Here is an 18,373-nt window from a genome sequence, read left to right as displayed (position 1 = left end):
CTCCGCATCCCCCCGGCGCATTGCAATCTCCGGGCGGTCCATCGAGCTCGCGGGATCAGGCCCTCTTGGCGGTACGGCCCCGCATCCTGCCCGAATCCAGGACGCTCCTCAGCAGCTCATCGAAGTAGCCCGCCGACTGCCGGGCGGAATCTCCGGGCCAGTGGTGCACGGAGTGGGCAGCGCCCTGGATCTGCTGCCAGTCGGCCTGCTCCGGGATCGTCGGGCTGAGCAGGAGGTCGCCGAACATCTGCCGCATCTCGCCGAGGCGGAACGCGTGCTCGTTCGACGTCGGTCGCACCCGGTTGGCCACGATGCCCGCCGCGTGCAGGTCGGGTGCGAACTCCCGGCGGAAGAGCTCGAGGGCTCGCATCGTCCGCTCGGTGCCCGCCACGGAGAACAGGGCGGGTTCTGCAACGAGGAGGACCTTGTTGCTCGCGGTCCAGCCGATGCGCGTGAGGCCGTTGAGCGAGGGCGGGCAGTCGATCAGGACAAGGCTGTAGCCCTTCACGCGGGACAGGAGCGTCGCCAGCCTGCGCTGGTCACGCCGGCCGAGGTCCGGGCGGTCGTAGATGCCGGAGTAGGCGGAGCCCATGGCGACGTCGAGCGTGGACCGCCCGGACGCCCTGAGTCTCGCAGCGGTGGTCACCCAGCCGCTCGGAACGGTGTTGGCCGTCAGGTCCCCGCGTCGCGCGTCCTTCAGCAGGCGTCCGACGTCGATCTGGTCGGAGGGCCGGACCGCCAGCCCGGTGGTGGCATCCGCATGGGGATCGAGGTCGACGACGAGTGTGGGGACTCCTGCTGCCAGTGCGGCCGAGGCCAGTCCCAGGGTGACCGACGTCTTTCCCACGCCGCCTTTGAGGCTGCTGATGCTCACTACCTGCACGGAATAACCCTCTACCTGTCTCTGGCGGACGCCGAGGCTCGCGGATCGGCCCCCGACCCATTCTAGGGTGATCGGGATGGGCGCCCGGGACGCCCGTAGCCCGCGGATCCGCGGGCTACGGGCGGTTGTGTAGCAGGATGACACGCACCGTGGACGCGCCGGGCGCGCCGGGTAGGATCGATCCAGCGTGCAGGACCCCACCGGCAAGGATGCAGGAGCGTTATGTTCTCGAAGATTCTGGTAGCTAATCGTGGCGAGATCGCCATTCGTGCGTTTCGGGCCGGGTATGAGGTGGGGGCGAAGACGGTCGCGGTGTTCCCGCAGGAGGACCGCAATTCGATCCACCGGCAGAAGGCCGACGAGGCGTACCTGATCGGGGTGGAGGGGCACCCGGTGCGGGCGTACCTGGACATCGATGAGATCATCCGGGTCGCGAAGGACGCCGGCTGCGATGCGATCTACCCGGGGTATGGGTTCCTGTCGGAGAACCCGGGCCTTGCCCGGGCGGCTGCCGATGCGGGGATCACGTTCGTGGGCCCGCCGGCCGATGTGCTCGAACTCGCCGGGAACAAGGTCAAGGCTCTGGACGCCGCCCGGGCGGCGGGCATCCCGGTGCTGGCGTCCTCGCGTCCGAGCGCCGATGTGACGGAGCTGATCGCCGCGGCGGACGAGATCGGGTTCCCGGTGTTCGCCAAGGCCGTCGCCGGCGGTGGCGGCCGGGGGATGCGCCGGGTCGATACGCGGGAGGCGTTGCCGGAGGCACTGGAGGCGGCGATGCGGGAGGCGCAGTCGGCGTTCGGGGATCCGACGATGTTCCTGGAGCAGGCGGTCCTGCGGCCCCGGCATATCGAGGTGCAGATCCTCGCCGACGCGCACGGGAATGTGATGCACCTGTTCGAGCGGGACTGTTCGCTGCAGCGCCGGCATCAGAAGGTCATCGAGATCGCCCCGGCGCCGAACCTGGACGAGGGGATCCGGCAGGCGCTGCACCGGGACGCGGTGAAGTTCGCCACCGCCCTGGGCTATGTGAACGCGGGCACGGTGGAGTTCCTGGTCGACACGGTCGGCGAACGCGCGGGTCAGCACGTGTTCATCGAGATGAACCCGCGCATTCAGGTCGAGCACACCGTCACGGAGGAAGTCACCGACGTGGACCTGGTCCAGTCGCAGCTGCGGATCGCGGCCGGCGAGAGTCTGGCGGACCTGGGCCTGAGCCAGGAGACGGTGACGCTGCGGGGTGCGGCCCTGCAGTCGCGGATCACGACGGAGGACCCGGCGAACGGGTTCCGCCCCGACGTGGGACGGATCTCGGCGTACCGGTCGGCCGGTGGTGCCGGGGTGCGCCTGGATGGTGGGACGGTGTATGCGGGGGCGGAGATCAGCCCGCACTTCGATTCCATGCTGGTCAAGCTCACCTGCCGAGGCCGGGACTACCCGGCCGCCGTCACGAGGGCCCGGCGCGCCCTGGCGGAGTTCCGGGTCCGCGGCGTGTCGACGAACATCAGCTTCCTGCAGGCGGTGCTGGATGACCCGGACTTCATCGCGGGGAACGTCGCGACGTCGTTCATCGACGAGCGTCCCGAACTGCTCACCGCCCGCATCCCCGCGGACCGGGGCACGAAGCTGCTGACCTGGCTCGCGGACGTGACCGTGAACCAGCCCAACGGGGTCCGGCCGGCGCACCTGGACCCCCGCGAGAAACTCCCCGCACTCCCTGAAGCCGACACCACGACGACCGACACCACGACGACCGACAGTGCCTCCGGCGCTGCGGGCGCTGGTTTTGGTTCTGCTGACAGTGCCGCTGCTGCCTCACCTGTGGTGGGGAGCCGGCAACGCCTCCTGGAACTCGGGCCGGAGGGTTTCGCGCGCGCGTTGCGGGAGCAGACCGCGGTGGCGGTGACGGATACGACGTTCCGGGACGCGCACCAGTCGCTGCTGGCGACCAGGGTGCGGACCCGGGACCTGACCGCGGCCGGGGCGAGCGTGTCGGCGCTGACCCCGGGACTGCTGTCGGTGGAGGCCTGGGGCGGGGCGACCTACGACGTCGCGTTGCGCTTTTTGGGGGAGGATCCGTGGGAGCGCCTGGACGCGCTGCGCCGAGAGATCCCGGACATCTGCCTGCAGATGCTGCTGCGCGGCCGGAACACCGTCGGTTACACCCCGTACCCCGAAGCGGTCACGACCGCGTTCGTGCAGGAGGCCGCCGCGTCGGGGATCGATATCTTCCGGATCTTCGACGCCCTGAATGACGTGTCCCAGATGGAACCGGCCATCCGGGCCGTGCGCGCCACCGGGACCGCGCTCGCCGAAGTCGCCCTGTGCTACACGGCGGACATGCTCGACCCTGCCGAGAAGCTCTACACGCTGGACTATTACCTGGAGCTGGCGCAGCGGATCGTGGACGCGGGCGCGCACATCCTGGCGATCAAGGACATGGCTGGGCTCCTCCGCCCCGCCGCGGCCGCGCGACTCGTGGCCGCCCTGCGGGAACGCTTCGACCTGCCGGTGCACCTGCACACCCACGACACCGCCGGCGGCCAGCTCGCCACCCTCCTCGCGGCGGTCGACGCCGGCGTCGACGCCGTGGACGTGGCCAGTGCGCCCCTGGCCGGGACCACCAGCCAGCCGTCGGCGTCCGCGCTGGTCGCGGCCCTGGCCCACACACCCCGCGACACCGGGCTCGATCTTGGGAACGTGTGCGCGCTGGAACCCTACTGGGAGGCCGTGCGCCGGATGTACTCCCCGTTCGAGTCCGGGCTGCCCGGCCCCACCGGGCGGGTCTACCGGCACGAGATCCCGGGAGGCCAGCTCTCGAACCTCAAACAGCAGGCCATCGCCCTGGGCCTCGGGGAACGCTTCGAGGCCATCGAGGACATGTACACCGCCGCCGACAGGATCCTCGGGCGCCTGGTGAAGGTCACCCCGTCCTCCAAGGTCGTCGGCGACCTGGCCCTGGCCCTCGTCGGCTCCAACGCCGACCCGGCCGAGTTCCAGGAGAACCCGCAGGCCTACGACATCCCGGACTCGGTCATCGGGTTCCTCAACGGCGAACTCGGCAACCCGCCCGGCGGCTGGCCCGAACCCTTCCGCACCAGAGCCCTGAAGGGCCGCGAGGTCAAACCCCGCGACGCGGAGATCACCGCCGACGACGAGAAGAAACTCGCCGGAACCCCGACAGAACGCCGCACTGCGCTGAACACCCTGCTGTTCGCCGGGCCCACCAGGGACTTCACCGCGACCCGCGACACCTACGGGGACGTGTCCCTCCTCGGGACCGCGGACTACCTCTACGGCCTCCAGCCCGGCACCGAGCACGTCATCGAACTCGAGAAGGGCGTCCGGCTCATCGCGACCCTTGAAGCCGTGTCCGACCCGGATGAGAAGGGCATGCGGACCGTCATGTGCACCCTCAACGGGCAGATGCGCCCGGTCACCGTCCGCGACCGGGCCATCACCAGCAACGTGAAGACCGCCGAGAAAGCCGACCCCAGCGTCCCCGGCCACATCCCCGCACCCTTCGCCGGATCCGTCACCATCACCCTCACCGAAGGAACTCCCGTCACCGCCGGGGACACCGTCGCGACCATCGAAGCCATGAAGATGGAAGCCAACATCACCACCCCCATCACCGGCACCATCCACCGCACCACCTTCACCGGCGTCCAACCCGCCCAGGGCGGCGACCTCCTCCTCGTCATCACCCCCGCCTGACGGCCTGCCGCGCCCGCCCTTCCCGCCGAGCAGGGGGCGGGCGCGGCTAGACTGCCTCGTGTGACCCACTACGACCTCGCGATCATCGGCTCCGGCTCAGGGAACACGCTCATCTCGCCTGCGTGGGACGACCGGAAGGTGGTCCTCGTCGAGGGCGGTACCTTCGGCGGTACGTGCCTCAACGTGGGGTGCATCCCGACGAAGATGTACGTCTACCCTGCCCAACTGGCCTCGGCGCCCGCGGAAGCATCGCGACTCGGGGTGGACCTCACCCTCGACGGTGTGCACTGGAGGGAGATCAGGGACAGGATCTTCACCCGGATCGATGCCATCTCGAGCGGCGGAAGGGACTACCGAGCGGACGAGCTCGAGAACGTCACCCTGATCGAGGAGTACGTGCGGCTCACGGGGGAGAAGTCGTTCGAGACTCCCTCGGGCGATGTCATCACCGCGGACCAGCTGGTCATCGCGGCGGGTTCGCGGGCGGTCCTGCCCGAGATCCCCGGCATCGCCCTTCCCCAGGTCCACACCTCGGACACCGTGATGCGCCTGGAGGAACTACCCCGCCGTCTGCTGATCGTCGGCGGCGGGTACGTCTCGGCGGAGTTCGCCCACGTGTTCGGCGCCTTCGGGACCGACGTCACCATCGCCGTCCGTTCCGGCGGCATGCTCCGGCATCTCGACACGACCGTGTCCGAGGCCTTCACCCGCCAGGCCGCCCACCAGTGGGATCTCCGGGTGGACACCGACGTCACACAGATCGTGGCGAACGACGACGGCAGTGTGACGGCCCGGCTCAACGGGCCGGCCGGTCCGACGGAGATCGAGGTCGACGTCGTCCTCATGGCCGTCGGGCGCACGCCCAACACGGACAGGATCGGGGCCGCGGACGCCGGCCTGGACCTGCACGACGACGGCCGCCTGACCGTCGATGAGTACCAGCGCGTCCTCCGCCACGGGGAACCCGTTGAGGGGCTGTGGGCGCTCGGCGACGTGAGCAGCGCCCACCAGCTGAAGCACGTGGCGAACCACGAGGCGAAGGTCGTCGCGCACAACCTGCTGCACCCCGACGCACTGCGCGCCAGCGACCACCGTTTCGTGCCCGCGGCGGTGTTCTCGCACCCGCAGGCAGCCTCCGTCGGCATGACGGAGGAGGAGGCCCTCGCCCAGGCCGAGGCATCGGGAACCCCGATCGTCACCGCCGTCCAGCACTACGGCTCGACGGCGTACGGGTGGGCGATGGAGGACACCCAGGGCTTCGTCAAGCTCATCGCCGAGCAGTCGACAGGGCGCATCCTCGGCGCGCACATCCTCGGCCACGAGGCCTCGATGATCATCCAGCCCGTCATTCAGGCCATGTCCTTCGGACTCGACGCGCACACCATGGCCCGGGGCCAGTACTGGATCCACCCGGCACTCACCGAGGTCGTCGAGAACGCGCTGCTGTCCCTTCGGACCGGCTGACCTCTCCGGTGCCTCGCCCCGGGGGCGAGGCACCGCGTCCCCTAGACCGTGGCCGTCGCGTAGATCGACTCGACGACGTCGGAGTAGTCCGCGAGGACCTGCGCGCGCTTGATCTTGAGGGACGGCGTCAGGTGGCCGGTCGCCTCCGTGAAGTCGGTCGGGACGATCCGGAACACCTTGATGGCTTCCGCCCGGGACACCGTCGTATTGGCGCTGTCCACGAGGTCCTGGATCTCGGCGAGGACCGCGGGATGCCCGGCGGCCTCGGCCGTCGTGGTCCCGGCCGGCAGGTGGTGCCGCTCGAGCCAGCCGGGCAGCGCCTCCTCGTCGAGCGTGATGAGCGCCGAGATGAAGGGGCGCTGGTCGCCGAGCACGACGCACTGGGAGACCAGGGCGTTCGACCGGATGGCGTCCTCCAGCATCGCCGGGACGACGTTCTTCCCGCTGGCCGTCACGATGATCTCCTTCTTGCGTCCCGTGATGCGGAGGAACCCCTCGTCGTCCAGCTCGCCGATGTCACCGGTTCGGAACCACCCGTCGACGAAGGTCTCGTCGGTGAGGTCGGGTCGGTTGAAGTAGCCCTTCATGACGCAGACACCCTTCGTCAGGATCTCGCCGTCGTCGGCGATCCTCACGGCATTGCCGGGGAGCGGAGCACCCACCGTCCCGATCCTGACGCGCTGCGGGGTGTTCACCGTGATGGGGGCGGTCGTCTCCGTCAGGCCGTAGCCCTCCAGCACCAGCAGGCCGATGCCGTGGAAGAAATGGCCGAGCCGGTCTCCCAGGGGCGCGCCGCCCGATACGGCGTACTGCACGCGCCCGCCCATGGCGGTCCGGATCTTGCCATAGAGCAGCCGGTCGAAGACGGCGTGCTTCACCCGAAGGCCCAGCGGGATCCTGCCGGCCTGCTCGGCCTTCGACCAGGCGATGGCGACGTCTGCCCCCGCGTGGAAGATCTTGCCCTTGCCGCCGTCCTCGGCCTTCAGCATCGAGTTGTTGTACACCTTCTCGAAGACGCGCGGCACGGCCAGGATGAACGTCGGCTGGTAGCTCTGGAGGTCCGGGAGCAGGTTCTTGACGTCGGGGGTGTGGGCGACGGTGGCGCCGGCCGCGACGCACAGCACGGAGATGAACCGGGCGAAGACGTGTGCCAGGGGCAGGAACATGATCGTCTGAGCGCCCTCGGCCAGCACCTCGGGAAGCGCGGCGGCGGCGTTCTCGGAGAGCTCCACGAAGTTGCCGTGCGTCAGCTCGCAGCCCTTGGGTTTCCCGGTGGTGCCGGAGGTGTAGATGATCGTCGCGACGTCGTCGAGCCCGGCGTAGGCGCGGCGGTCGGAGAGGGTCTGTTCGTCGGTCCCGGCCCCAGCGGTCCGCAGCGTGTCGAGCCCGTCGCCGTCGAACTGCCAGACGTGCTGCAGGGATCCGATGGTCCCCAGCGCGACTGCCTGGCGGACCACGTCCTCGTGGCGGGCCGATTCGACGAAGGCGCCGACGGCCCCGGAATCACCGAGGATCCACGCGACCTGCGCGGGGGAGGAGGTCTCGTAGACCGGAACCGAGACCGCGCCGGCGAACCAGATGGCGAAGTCGGCCAGCGACCACTCGTACCGCGTGCGGGCCATGATCGCCACGCGGTCACCCGGCTGCACGCCCGACGCGATCAGGCCCTTCGCGACGTCCTCGACCTGCCGGCGGAACTCCGTGGCCGAGATGTCCTGCCACCCGCCCGATGCGCTCTTGACGGCGAACAGGGCCGGATCGGAGGGCTTCGCCGCCTGCCGGACCACCAGGTCCGTCGTATTGGTCCGGCGGGGGACGTCCACGAGGACGGGAACGCTGATGTCGCGCACGATAACTCCTTTGGTATCACCTTGACCGGTTCCTTCAGCCTATCGGGTTACCCGCTCGATTTACTGTCCAGTACTGTACGAATCGGTAACGGCGGCGCGTCGACGCGCAGCACACGACAAGGAAGGGACCGCATGCCGATCATGCCCGAGGCGGCCGGCCCCCATGCCCGTCGGCTGCGAACGGAATACGGTCTCGCGTGGCGCGGCAACGGCCCGCTGACCGCGCGGGCCGCCCGCAGCACCTTCCCCAATCCCGCACGGCGCGGCCTCTCCGTCGGCATCGACATCGGCGGGACGAAGGTCGCAGCGGGCGTGGTCGACGTCCACGGGCAGATCCTCGCCGAAGCGCGCCGCGCGACCCCGGGCCAGGACCCGCGCGCGGTCGAAGCCGTGATCACCGACCTCGTCCGGGAGCTGTCCGCGGACTACAGGGTCCGTTCGATCGGCATCGGAGCGGCCGGGTGGATGGACCTGTCCAACAGCACGGTCCTGTTCAGCCCGCACCTCGCGTGGCGCAACGAGCCGCTGCGGAGGAACCTCGAGAAACTGCTCCGGCGGCGCGTGACCGTGGTGAACGACGCCGACGCCGCCGCCTGGGCCGAGTGGCGGTTCGGCGCGGGCCGGGGGGAGTCCCGTCTCGTCTGCGTCACCCTCGGCACCGGCATCGGGGGCGCGATGATCCTGGGCGGGCGCGTGGAGCGCGGCCGGCACGGCGTCGCGGGGGAGTTCGGACACCAGATCATCGTGCCCCAGGGCCACCGCTGCGAGTGCGGCAACCGCGGGTGCTGGGAGCAGTACGCCTCGGGTAACGCGCTGGGACGCGAGGCACGGGAACTTGCCGCAGCGAACTCCCCGGTGGCCCAGGCGATCATCGCGGCGGCCCAGGGCGACGGCGCGGCCATCACCGGCGCGCTCGTGACCCGCCTCGCGATGGAGGGCGACCCCGCGTCGCGCGAGCTGGTCGACGACGTCGGGCAGTGGCTGGGCCTGGGGCTGGCCAACCTGGCCGCCGCCCTGGATCCCGGGACGTTCGTCATCGGAGGCGGACTGAGCGCGGCCGGCGACCTGCTGCTCGAGCCTGCTCGGCGGGCCTTCGGAAGGAACCTGACCGGCCGCGGATTCCGCCCGGCCGCACGCATCGAACGCGCGGCCCTGGGGCCCGAGGCCGGGCTCATCGGAGCGGCGGACCTTTCCCGCCTGCTCTCCCGCAGCGGAACCTGACCGGTCGCCGTCCCACCGGGGAGGGCAGCGCTAGACTTCCGCGCCGTCGTCCCCGATGTCGCGGTTCTTCGGCAGCTTCGTCACGAGGTAGCCGGCACCTGCGAGGAAGACGGCCAGGACTCCGAGCGTCGCCGCCAGCGGCGCGTTCCGCCAGAACATGGCGAACAGGAGGAGCAGGATGGGCCCGCCCGCCGCGCCGATCCAGGCGAGGACCGTCAGGGGATCGCCCGAGCCGAGGGGCGGGGGCTCCTCCGGTATGAAGCCCTCGTCGTCCTCCGGCTCGATCGGCGCGGAATCCCGCGGACCGCCGAGGTGGAAGGGCTGGTTGCGGAAGATCGCATCGGCGCGCTCGCGGTCGGTCGGTCCGTCGGCACCCGAGGCACCGGATTCACCGCGCGCATCGGTCCGTCCCCGGCCGGCGCCCCCGTCCGGATCCGTCCGTCCGGCGGCGGAGGCACCGGACGCGTTCGGCGCGGGGGGATCCGCGGAGGTTCCTTCCAGGCGCGCCACGAGGTCCTGCCAGACTTCGTCATCCGTGGATTCGTTCGGTTCCTGACCTCGGGGGCCCATACGTTGCTACCTGCCGTCGCGTGCTGCGGCCCGGGTCCGGGGGGTATCCGGCCGGCGTCCTGGAAATCAGAGGGCGTGCTGATTCAATCGTGGACATCCGGCGCCCCCACGTCAACAGGCCGCTCCCCACCCGGTCCGGGCGCCCGGATTGCCGACCCGCGGGGACGGCGTCCGGAAGATCGCCGCCGCCGAAAGGCCCCGGCGCCCTTAGAGTAGGCTTCCACAGGGAAAAGCGGGCGGCATGCCGGATGCCGTACCGTCCATGCAGGGAGGCTGGCAGCGTGTTCTATTGGGTGATGAAGCGGATCATCGTCGGTCCGATCCTCAACCTCCTCTTCCGGCCGTGGGTGAAGGGTCTCGACAACATCCCCTCGTCGGGACCGGCGGTCATCGTCAGCAACCACCTGTCCTTCTCCGATTCGATCTTCCTGCCGATCGTCGTCCCGAGGCCCGTCGTCTTCCTCGCGAAATCCGAGTACTTCACGGGCAAGGGGATCAAGGGCAGGCTGACCGCCCTCTTCTTCCGGTTGTCGAACCAGTTGCCCATGGACCGCTCCGGCGGCGCGGCGTCGTCGTCCTCGCTGACGGCGGGCATGGACATCCTGAACGAGGGCGGCATCCTCGGCATCTATCCGGAGGGGACCCGCAGCCCCGACGGCCGCCTGTACCGCGGCAAGACTGGGGTCGCGAAGCTGGTGCTGGCCACGGGCGTGCCGGTGATCCCCGTGGCGATGATCGGGACGGACAAGGTGCAGCCCATCGGCCGCCGTATCCCCAACATCCGCCGCGTCGGCATCATCATCGGTGAGCCCCTCGACTTCACCCGGTACGAGGGACTGGAGGACGACCGTTTCGTCCAGCGTTCGGTCACCGACGAGATCATGTACGAACTGATGCGCCTGTCCGGGCAGGAGTACGTCGACGCCTACGCGAGCACGGTGAAGGAGCGACTGGCGGCGGAGAAGGCCGCAGGCCGCAAGGCGCCGAAGCCCGGAGCCGACAGCCGCCGGGCCGCCGTGCGCATCTCCAGCGACCCCGCCGGTCCGGCTCCGGGTACCGTCACGGAGATCGGCCGCGCCGCTCCGGCGGACAAGGTGACGCCGGCGGACGACAGGGACGCAGGAACCGAAGCGGTGTGACGCTCCGCCGGACGTCCCGTCCGCCTGTATGACACCGCACTAAGCGGCGATGACAGGCCGAATCGGGGGCCGGGCCCGCAGCCAGTAGAATTTCCGTGTGACCGATTCACTAGCTCCCGTCCTTCCGCGCATCGCGGCTCCTGCCTCGTCCCCCACCGCCGGCCTCGATGCCTGGCGCTCGATGACGGCAGTCCAGCAGCCCTCGTGGCAGGACCCGGATGTCTATACGGCGTCGGTCAAGGAACTCTCGAGCCTCCCGCCGCTGGTCTTCGCCGGTGAGGTGGACGTGCTGCGTGAGCGGCTCGCGGCCGCGGCCCAGGGGAAGGCATTCCTCCTGCAGGGCGGCGACTGCGCTGAGACCTTCGACGGGGCGACCGCCGACAAGATCAGCGCGCGCGTCCGCACCATCCTCCAGATGGCCGTCGTCCTCACCTACGGCGCCTCGCTGCCCGTCATCAAGATGGGGCGCATGGCCGGCCAGTTCGCCAAACCGCGTTCGTCGAACGACGAGACGCGCGACGGCGTCACGCTTCCCGCCTACCGCGGTGACATGGTCAACGGCTACGACTTCACGCCCGAGACCCGCGGGCACGACGCGTCGCGCATGGTGAAGGCCTACCACACCTCCGCATCGACCCTGAACCTCATCCGTGCATTCACGCAGGGCGGGTTCGCGGACCTGCGGCTGGTCCACCACTGGAACAAGGGCTTCATGGCCAACCCCGCGCACTCCCGCTACGAATCGCTGGCGCGGGAGATCGACCGTGCGGTGAAGTTCATGGACGCCTGCGGAGCGGACTTCGAGGCACTGAAGCGCGTGGAGTTCTTCGCCAGCCACGAGGCCCTGCTCCTCGACTACGAACGCGCGCTGACCCGCATCGACTCGCGCACCTCCCTGCCCTACGACACCTCCGCCCACTTCCTGTGGATCGGGGAGCGGACACGGGACATCGACGGCGCGCACGTGGACTTCCTGTCACGCGTGCGGAACCCGATCGGCGTCAAGCTCGGGCCGTCGACGTCCGGTGATGATGCGCTCGCCCTGATCGACAAGCTCGATCCGAACCGTGAGCCCGGCCGGCTCACGTTCATCACGCGCATGGGCGCCCAGAACATCCGGGAGAAGCTGCCCAGGCTCGTCGAGCGCGTGACCGGCTCGGGCGCCCAGGTCCTCTGGGTCACCGATCCGATGCACGGCAACACCGTGACCTCGCCCAACGGCTACAAGACACGCAACTTCGACGACGTCATCAACGAGGTGCGCGGCTTCTTCGAGGTGCACAACTCGCTGGGGACCTTCCCCGGCGGCCTGCACGTGGAGATGACGGGCGACGACGTCGCGGAGTGCCTGGGTGGGTCCGACCCGATCGACCAGGACGCGTTCATCGAGCGTTACGAGTCGGTCTGCGATCCCCGCCTCAACCACATGCAGTCGCTCGAGATGGCGTTCCTCGTCGCCGGAGCGCTGTCCAAGCGCTGACCCACCCGCTCCCGTTCGCGCAGTGCACCGAAGGCGGCTACCCCTGGTAGCCGCCTTCGCTGTCCCGGACGGCTCTGATGGCTTCGGTGTACCGGACGCCTTCGCTGTCCCGAATGGCTTCGGCATCCCTGACCGCGGAGCAGCCTTGGTCAGGTGACGGTGATGCGGATCGTCGTCCCTTCGGGCTGGTCGCCCGTGGGACTCTGTCCGGCCACGAGGCCGAGGACGGCGCTGCCGAAGGTGTAGTCCACCTGCACGGTGAAGCCGGCAGCCTCGAGGGCCGCGACAGCCCGGTCCTCGGGAAGCGAGAAGACGGTGGGGACCCGCACCATGCGTGGACCCTTGGACAGCGTGAGCGTGACGCGCGTTCCCCGCTGCACCTCGCCCGAGGGACTCCGGCCGAGGACGGCGCCGGCAGGCACGGTCCGGCTGTACTCGGCGGCGTCGTCCACGACCGCCTCCAGCCCCGCCTGCTCCACCGCCGCGACGGCATCCTGCTCGGGGAGGCCCGTGACGTCCGGGACGGCGACCGGCTCGGGACCGAGCGAGACGACCAGGTCCACGGCGGAGCCGCGGCGCCGCTCGGCGCCCTGCTCGGGTACCTGCCGGACGATGATCCCTGCTGCCACCGATTCGTTGTACTGCTCCTCGATCGTTCCCACCGCGAAGCCGGCCGCTCTCAGTTCGGCAGCCGCCGTGAGCTGCGTTCGGCCGAGCAGATCGGGAACCCGGAACAGTTCGGGCCCTTCGACACGATCACCCGGACCCGCTCGAACCGTCGGACCTCCGAGGGTGCTGCGGGGTCGGTGCCGACCACCAGGCCCGGCAGCACGTTCTCGTCGAAGACCTCCTCCGTGGACTGGAATGCGATCCCTTCCTCGTCCAGTGCGGCCCGCGCCTTCGCGAGCGGGACGTCAGCGACGTCCGGCAGTGAGACGACGCCCCCCGGTCCGGTCCCGAAGAACCAGCCGGCCGCGGCGGCGATGCCCGCGAGGAGCACCAGGAAGACCACGAGCAGCCGCACCGAGCGCCGGGCGGTCCGGCCATGCAGGGTGTTCTGGGGCCGTTGGGCCTGGCGCGCCTGCTGCCTCCTGGACGACGGGCGGACGGTGCTCCCCGTCCTGCCAGCCGCGGGACGGGCACCGGTGGACACTGCGGACGACCCATGGTGGTGTTGCTCGTCGCCGGGACCGTCCTTGCCGGGACCCCGCTCGCCGAACTCGTCCTCGCCGAAGCCCTCCTCGCCAAAGCCCTCCTCGTCGGAGACGCCGAGGCGATCGCCCCGCGCGGCCCTGTGCGGGACATCGCCGACCGGCCCGGCCGGGCCGGATGCGGCGGGAGGTGAGGACCGCAGCGGCGGCACTGCCGGCACCGCGCCGATCACCCTCGTGACGTTCGAGTCCCGGCGGAGAACACGTGTGGCGTTGTCGTTAGCTGCGAGCGGCAGCACGTCCGCCGATCCCGGCGAGGAGGCGGCGTCCTCGCCGTCGAGGTGAGCTCTGGAGAGCGCGTCTGTCCACCCGTCGTCCGGCAGCCGCGGAACCACCGCCGCCGTGAGCTGGTCCTGGTGGAGCGCAGGGGAGGGGGCGGCTGCGGGCGCGAAGTCGAGTTCCTCGTCGGTCAGGGTCTGCCGGATGTGCCGCAGTTCGCCGAGCAGGGCCGAGCCGTCCACCGGACGGTCCTCCGGGTCCCGCGAGGTACACCACTGGACGAGCTCGTCGATGTCGGGCGCCAGCCCGGGGAGCAGCACGGACGGGGCCGGTACCACCGACTGCGCGTGCTGGATCGCCACCTGGATGGGCGTCTCGCCCGCGAAGGGCTGGTGGCCCGTCAGGAGTTCGAAGAGCAGGACGCCCGTCGAGTAGATGTCGCTCTGGGCTTCCGCCGGCCTGCCGAGCACCAGCTCGGGGGAGAGGTAGGCCACCGTGCCGACGAGCGTCGCGGTCCCTGTGGTCGCCGACACCGCGCGGGCAAGGCCGAAGTCGGCGATCTTCACCTGCCCGGCATCGGACAGGAGGACGTTCTCCGGTTTGACGTCGCGGTGGATCAGGCCGGCCTCGTGTGCCGCCGCGAGCCCTTCGACGACGGCATCGAGCAGGTCCAGCGCACGGCGGGGTGGAAGGCGGCCGTGCTCGCGCAGCACATCCCGCAGCGTCCTGCCGGGGACGTACTCCATCACGAGGTACGCGACCGTCTGACCGCCGATGGTGTCGACGCCCTGGTCGAGCACTCCGACGACACGGGAATGAGACAGGCGGGCGGCGGATTTCGCCTCCTGCTCGAAGCGGTCGACGAAGCCCGGCTCGTCCGCGAGGTGCGGATACAGGACCTTGAGCGCGACGCGGCGGTCCAGCCGGCGGTCCATCGCCAGGTAGACGGTGGACATGCCCCCACGGGCAAGCCGTGACTGCACGACATATCGACCGTCGACGGTCGCCCCCTCGAGCGGGTCCTTCCGTTGCTGGTGCACCCTCCGATACTAAGCGCGCACAGCAGGAGGGGGCGGGACCACCACGCGATCCCGCCCCCGTACCCTGCTCGTATTCACCTGATGCCCAGGGCGTCCGGTACAGGGCGTGCCTGCCGGACTCCCCGGGCCGAGGAGTGGCCGGTCCTACCGGAAGTTCTTCTGGTGGGCCTTGATGGATGCGACGTACTGCTTGGTGTCCTCGAACATCCCCCGGGTCTGGACCGAGTACTGGCCCTGGTAGTACGAGGCGATGGCGATGTCCAGGGACGGACTGGTGCGCACCAGCGAGCGGATGATCGCGATGCCCGCCGTCGCGTTGTCGTACGGATCGAGGAGGTTCAGCTTGCGGCCGACGAGGTCGCTCGCCCACTCTCCGGAGGAAGGGATGACCTGCATGGTGCCGATGGCATTCGCGGGAGAGACGGCCCGCTGGTTGAACCCCGACTCCTGGTAGGCGAAGGCGAGCGCGAGGCTGGGATCGACACCCATGGAACGGGCGGTGTCAGCGACGATCTGCTGCATCTGCGCGGGCGACGGCGCGGGGAGTGAGTTGAGGAGTGCCTTGTTGGCGTTCGCGTCGGCAACGACCCTGTCCGGGTAGGTGTAGCCGAGGAAGGTCGAGGGGACGAGGTCGGAGGGAGCGGGTGCGGGAGCCGGTGTGGCCTTGCCGGGGAGGGCGAGCTTCTGGCCCGGGTAGATGACCGTGGTCGTCGTCATCCTGTTGGCAGCGAGCAGCGCCGAGAGGCTGACGCCGTTGCGGGCTGCGATGGCACCCAGCGTGTCACCGGCCTTCACCGTGTAGGAGCCGGATGCGGGTGCGGGCGCGGGCGCCGGCTGGGTGGCTTTCGGCGGCGTCGACTGGGGGGCGCCGGTGAGCTTCAGCTTCTGCCCGGGGTAGATGGTCGAGCTGAGCGAGAGGTTGTTGGCCGTGAGGACGCTCTGCAGGCTGACGCCGTTGCGGGCTGCGATGGCGCCCAGCGTGTCGCCGGCCCTGACCGTGTAGGTGCCGACAGCGGGCGCGGGTGCGGGCGCGGGTGCCGGCTTGACGGGTGCGGGAGCCGGGCTCGCACCCGAGAGACGGATCTTCTGCCCGGGGTAGATGGTCGAGGTGAGCGAGAGGTTGTTGGCCGTGAGGACGCTCTGCAGGCTGACGCCGTTGCGGGCTGCGATGGCGCCCAGCGTGTCGCCGGGCTTCACGACGTAGGTCGTTCCCGAGGAGGGAGCGGCCGGGGCGGGAGCGGGTGTGGCCGCAGGTACGCTGCCCGTCAGCCGGATCTTCCGGCCCGGGTAGATGATGGTGCGCGCGGTCATGCCGTTGAGCTTGAGGACCGCGTCGGTGGAGAGGCCGTAGCGCTTGGCGATCGCGCCGATCGTGTCGCCCGGCTTGATCGTGTACTCGCTGGGAATGGGCTTCGCTGCGATGGCGATGTTCCGTGCCGGTACCTGGCCGGCGACGAGGGCGGCAGGCACGACCGCACGCGAGGGGAGCGCCACCGCCGCTGCGGCGATGTGCCGGGTGGAGGATGTCTGCGGGGCGGGGGCTGCCGACGCCGGCTGGGCGAGGGCGACGGAAGAGAGAATCACCGCGGGCAGGGCGGCGGTGGTCACGGCGACGTTCAGGGCGCGCGGGCGTGCGCCGGCAACCTTCCGGCGGTTCCCGTTCAGCGGTGCGTTCGATCGCTGGGCAGTCATGTTTCGTTCCTCGTCTGTTGGCGGCTGAGTCCGCGCGGACGCATGTACCCGAAGAGCTGGTCGTGGCCGGGCACCTGCACGTGCTGATGATGCTAATGAGTGCGCTGTTGATACTGTTACTTGTGTGACTCCTGTGAATCTACACGAAAAAGGGAGTAGCACAAGGGGCGCAGAAAGCGCGGGATCCTCCCTCGCGGCGTGTCGCCGGGGGAGTGCTCCGGTGCCGGCTGGATCTCCCGGCCCGGCCGCGCGCGCGGCGCAGCCCTTCGGGTGGAGTTGGCTGCCGGAGCATGGCAGGCTTGGACGGTGACTGAACTCGAACAACTCGTCCCGGCCTGGCTCAACCTTCCGGAGGTGGCCGAGGTCCTTGATCTGCCGATCACCAGGGTGCACTCGCTCATCAGCGACCGGTCCCTGGTGAGCGTGCGGATCGGAGAGCGCAACGTCCGCAGCGTGCCCGCCGATTTCCTGGTCGACGGCGATGTCCTCGACAGCCTGCGGGGGACCGTCGTCGTTCTCGCGGACTCGGGCTACGGCGATGAGGACATCATCCGCTGGCTCTACACCGATGACGACTCCCTTCCGGGTCGTCCGATCGATGCGCTCCGCGAGGGGCGGAAGACCGAGATCCGGCGCCGCGCCCAGGCAGCTGCCTGGTAGGAAGTCCTGCCTCACCCGGTACGGCGGTCCTGCCTCGGGCAAGCCGCCCGCTGCGTCTTTGCAGCGGCGTCTATGCGGTCCGGGTGACCGCCGCTTCCGCCAGCAGGTGCAGTGCGCGCCTCGAGACGGCGTCGATCCCGAGCCCGGCCAGTGCTGAGAAGGCCTCCTCCGACTTGTCCGCGATGAGTCGCTCGGTGTGGGCCAGTGCGCCGCTCTCGACGATCAGGCCGCGCAGCATCCCGACCCCGCCGTCGTCGAGCGAGGTGTCGCCGAGCATCGCATTGATTCCGGCGCGGGCCTTGTTCCCGCTGGACCCCAGGGCGCGGGCGATGAGGAAGGTGCGCTTGCCCTCGCGGAGGTCGTCTCCCGCCGGCTTGCCCGTGACCTCCGGATCGCCGAACACGCCGAGGACGTCGTCCCGGAGCTGGAACGCCTCGCCGAGCGGAAGGGCGAAGGCGGAGTAGGCCCTCAGCACGGCGTCGTCCGCTCCTGCCAGCGCCCCGCCGAGCATGAGCGGACGCTCCATCGAGTACTTGGCGGACTTGAACCGCAGGATGTTGAGGGCGCGCTCCTCGGCGACGGCCGGTTCCTGGTCCGGGCCGACGGCCTCCTCCAGGAGGTCGAGGTACTGTCCGGCCATCACCTCCGTACGCATGCGGTTGAAGATCGTGCGGGCGGCACCGCCCGCGGCATCCGCGCACGAGGCCGTGAAGAGCTCCTCGCTGAAGGCGAGACAGAGGTCTCCGGCCAGGATGGCGGCCGACACTCCGAAGCGCTCGGGGTCGAGGTGCCAGCCCGCGTCCGAGTGCCGGGCCGTGAACTGCCGGTGGACGCTGGGCCGCCCCCGACGGGTGTCCGACCGGTCGATGATGTCGTCATGGATCAGTGCCGCCGCCTGGAAGAACTCCAGCGCCGTCCCGGCGACGACCGGCGCCGGCGCGGACGGTGATCCGCCCGCAGCCCGCCAACCCCAGTAGCACAGGAGCGCACGCATCCTCTTGCCGCCCCTCGTCAGGGTGGCGATGCTCGAGATGAGGGGTAGGGATTCGTCGGAGATTCCCAGCAGCACCTCCTGTTGCTCCGCGAGGAAGTCCTCGATCGTCTGCGTGAGTGAGGACCGGAAGCGGTCCTGCTCGGCGGTGACGGTGTCGGAGAGGGATCCGCCCGTGTCGGGGGTGGCAGGTGCGGACGGCATGGATCTCCCGGGCAGCTCGGCTGGTCGTGGTCCGT

The 18,373-nt window shown here is 70.1% G+C and carries 13 protein-coding genes; 6 read left to right on the top strand and 7 right to left on the bottom strand.

What is annotated here, in order from left to right; translation table 11 throughout:
* Positions 1-55 precede the first annotated feature (55 nt).
* Entirely contained in the window at positions 56-883 is an 828-nt protein-coding gene (locus ACX80J_RS10415) for a ParA family protein (protein WP_459346239.1), read from the bottom strand.
* Positions 884-1,105: 222 nt separating this feature from the next.
* Here ACX80J_RS10415 and ACX80J_RS10410 point away from each other — a divergent pair, with 222 nt between their 5' ends.
* Both ACX80J_RS10410 and ACX80J_RS10405 read left to right on the top strand, forming a co-directional pair.
* On the top strand, positions 1,106-4,597 hold the full coding sequence (locus ACX80J_RS10410) for a pyruvate carboxylase (RefSeq protein ID WP_459347704.1): 3,492 nt from the start codon (positions 1,106-1,108) through the stop codon (positions 4,595-4,597).
* Between the two features lie 60 nt (positions 4,598-4,657).
* Positions 4,658-6,061 (top strand): mycothione reductase, encoded by a 1,404-nt coding sequence (locus ACX80J_RS10405; protein ID WP_459347703.1) that lies wholly within the window; start codon positions 4,658-4,660, stop codon positions 6,059-6,061.
* A gap of 41 nt (positions 6,062-6,102) precedes the next feature.
* Here ACX80J_RS10405 and ACX80J_RS10400 read toward each other — a convergent pair whose 3' ends face one another.
* Positions 6,103-7,911 (bottom strand): AMP-dependent synthetase/ligase, encoded by a 1,809-nt coding sequence (locus tag ACX80J_RS10400; protein ID WP_459347702.1) that lies wholly within the window; start codon positions 7,909-7,911, stop codon positions 6,103-6,105.
* Between the two features lie 132 nt (positions 7,912-8,043).
* Here ACX80J_RS10400 and ACX80J_RS10395 point away from each other — a divergent pair, with 132 nt between their 5' ends.
* Positions 8,044-9,132 (top strand): ROK family glucokinase, encoded by a 1,089-nt coding sequence (locus ACX80J_RS10395; protein WP_459346235.1) that lies wholly within the window; start codon positions 8,044-8,046, stop codon positions 9,130-9,132.
* 30 nt (positions 9,133-9,162) lie between these two features.
* Here ACX80J_RS10395 and ACX80J_RS10390 read toward each other — a convergent pair whose 3' ends face one another.
* Complete coding sequence (locus ACX80J_RS10390) at positions 9,163-9,702, bottom strand: hypothetical protein (protein ID WP_459347701.1); 540 nt, start codon at positions 9,700-9,702, stop codon at positions 9,163-9,165.
* A 281-nt stretch (positions 9,703-9,983) separates the two neighbouring features.
* Between ACX80J_RS10390 and ACX80J_RS10385 the strand changes: the two genes are divergently transcribed.
* Positions 9,984-10,841, top strand: coding sequence for a lysophospholipid acyltransferase family protein (locus ACX80J_RS10385; RefSeq protein ID WP_459347700.1), 858 nt, complete (start codon positions 9,984-9,986; stop codon positions 10,839-10,841).
* Positions 10,842-10,971: 130 nt separating this feature from the next.
* On the top strand, positions 10,972-12,321 hold the full coding sequence (locus ACX80J_RS10380; protein WP_459347739.1) for a class II 3-deoxy-7-phosphoheptulonate synthase: 1,350 nt from the start codon (positions 10,972-10,974) through the stop codon (positions 12,319-12,321).
* Positions 12,322-12,470: 149 nt separating this feature from the next.
* On the opposite strand, the gene ACX80J_RS10375 is transcribed toward ACX80J_RS10380, so the two are convergent.
* The 3 genes from ACX80J_RS10375 to ACX80J_RS10365 form a co-directional block, all read right to left on the bottom strand.
* Positions 12,471-13,004 carry a PASTA domain-containing protein gene (locus ACX80J_RS10375; RefSeq protein ID WP_459347738.1) on the bottom strand — a complete coding sequence of 178 codons (534 nt, stop codon included), beginning with the start codon at positions 13,002-13,004 and terminating at the stop codon, positions 12,471-12,473.
* Positions 13,001-14,791 carry a protein kinase domain-containing protein gene (locus tag ACX80J_RS10370; RefSeq protein WP_459347699.1) on the bottom strand — a complete coding sequence of 597 codons (1,791 nt, stop codon included), beginning with the start codon at positions 14,789-14,791 and terminating at the stop codon, positions 13,001-13,003. Before ACX80J_RS10370 ends, ACX80J_RS10375 begins: the two co-directional genes overlap by 4 nt.
* A gap of 144 nt (positions 14,792-14,935) precedes the next feature.
* The gene (locus ACX80J_RS10365; protein ID WP_459347698.1) at positions 14,936-16,483 is read right to left on the bottom strand and encodes a LysM peptidoglycan-binding domain-containing protein; all 1,548 of its coding nucleotides are present in this window, start codon (positions 16,481-16,483) and stop codon (positions 14,936-14,938) included.
* Between the two features lie 306 nt (positions 16,484-16,789).
* On the opposite strand from ACX80J_RS10365, the gene ACX80J_RS10360 reads away from it, so the two are divergent.
* Positions 16,790-17,143, top strand: a complete 354-nt coding sequence (locus ACX80J_RS10360) for an Rv2175c family DNA-binding protein (protein WP_459347697.1) — start codon at positions 16,790-16,792, stop codon at positions 17,141-17,143.
* Between the two features lie 70 nt (positions 17,144-17,213).
* On the opposite strand, the gene ACX80J_RS10355 is transcribed toward ACX80J_RS10360, so the two are convergent.
* A complete protein-coding gene (locus ACX80J_RS10355; RefSeq protein WP_459347696.1) occupies positions 17,214-18,338 on the bottom strand; it encodes a polyprenyl synthetase family protein in 1,125 nt (374 codons plus the stop codon).
* Between the last annotated feature and the right edge of the window lie 35 nt (positions 18,339-18,373).

It is taken from the genome of Arthrobacter rhamnosi (assembly GCF_054510975.1).
Note: the sequence above shows the minus strand (reverse complement) of the source record. Positions and strands in the feature narration are given on the sequence as shown.

Bases quoted from the DNA above. Each gene is read 5' to 3' on its own strand.
- ACX80J_RS10410 (WP_459347704.1), top strand. From the start codon at position 1,106: ATGTTCTCGAAGATTCTGGTAGCTAATCGTGGCGAGATCGCCATTCGT.
- ACX80J_RS10355 (WP_459347696.1), bottom strand. From the start codon at position 18,338: ATGCCGTCCGCACCTGCCACCCCCGACACGGGCGGATCCCTCTCCGAC.
- ACX80J_RS10390 (WP_459347701.1), bottom strand. From the start codon at position 9,702: ATGGGCCCCCGAGGTCAGGAACCGAACGAATCCACGGATGACGAAGTC.
- ACX80J_RS10395 (WP_459346235.1), top strand. From the start codon at position 8,044: ATGCCGATCATGCCCGAGGCGGCCGGCCCCCATGCCCGTCGGCTGCGA.
- ACX80J_RS10365 (WP_459347698.1), bottom strand. From the start codon at position 16,483: ATGACTGCCCAGCGATCGAACGCACCGCTGAACGGGAACCGCCGGAAG.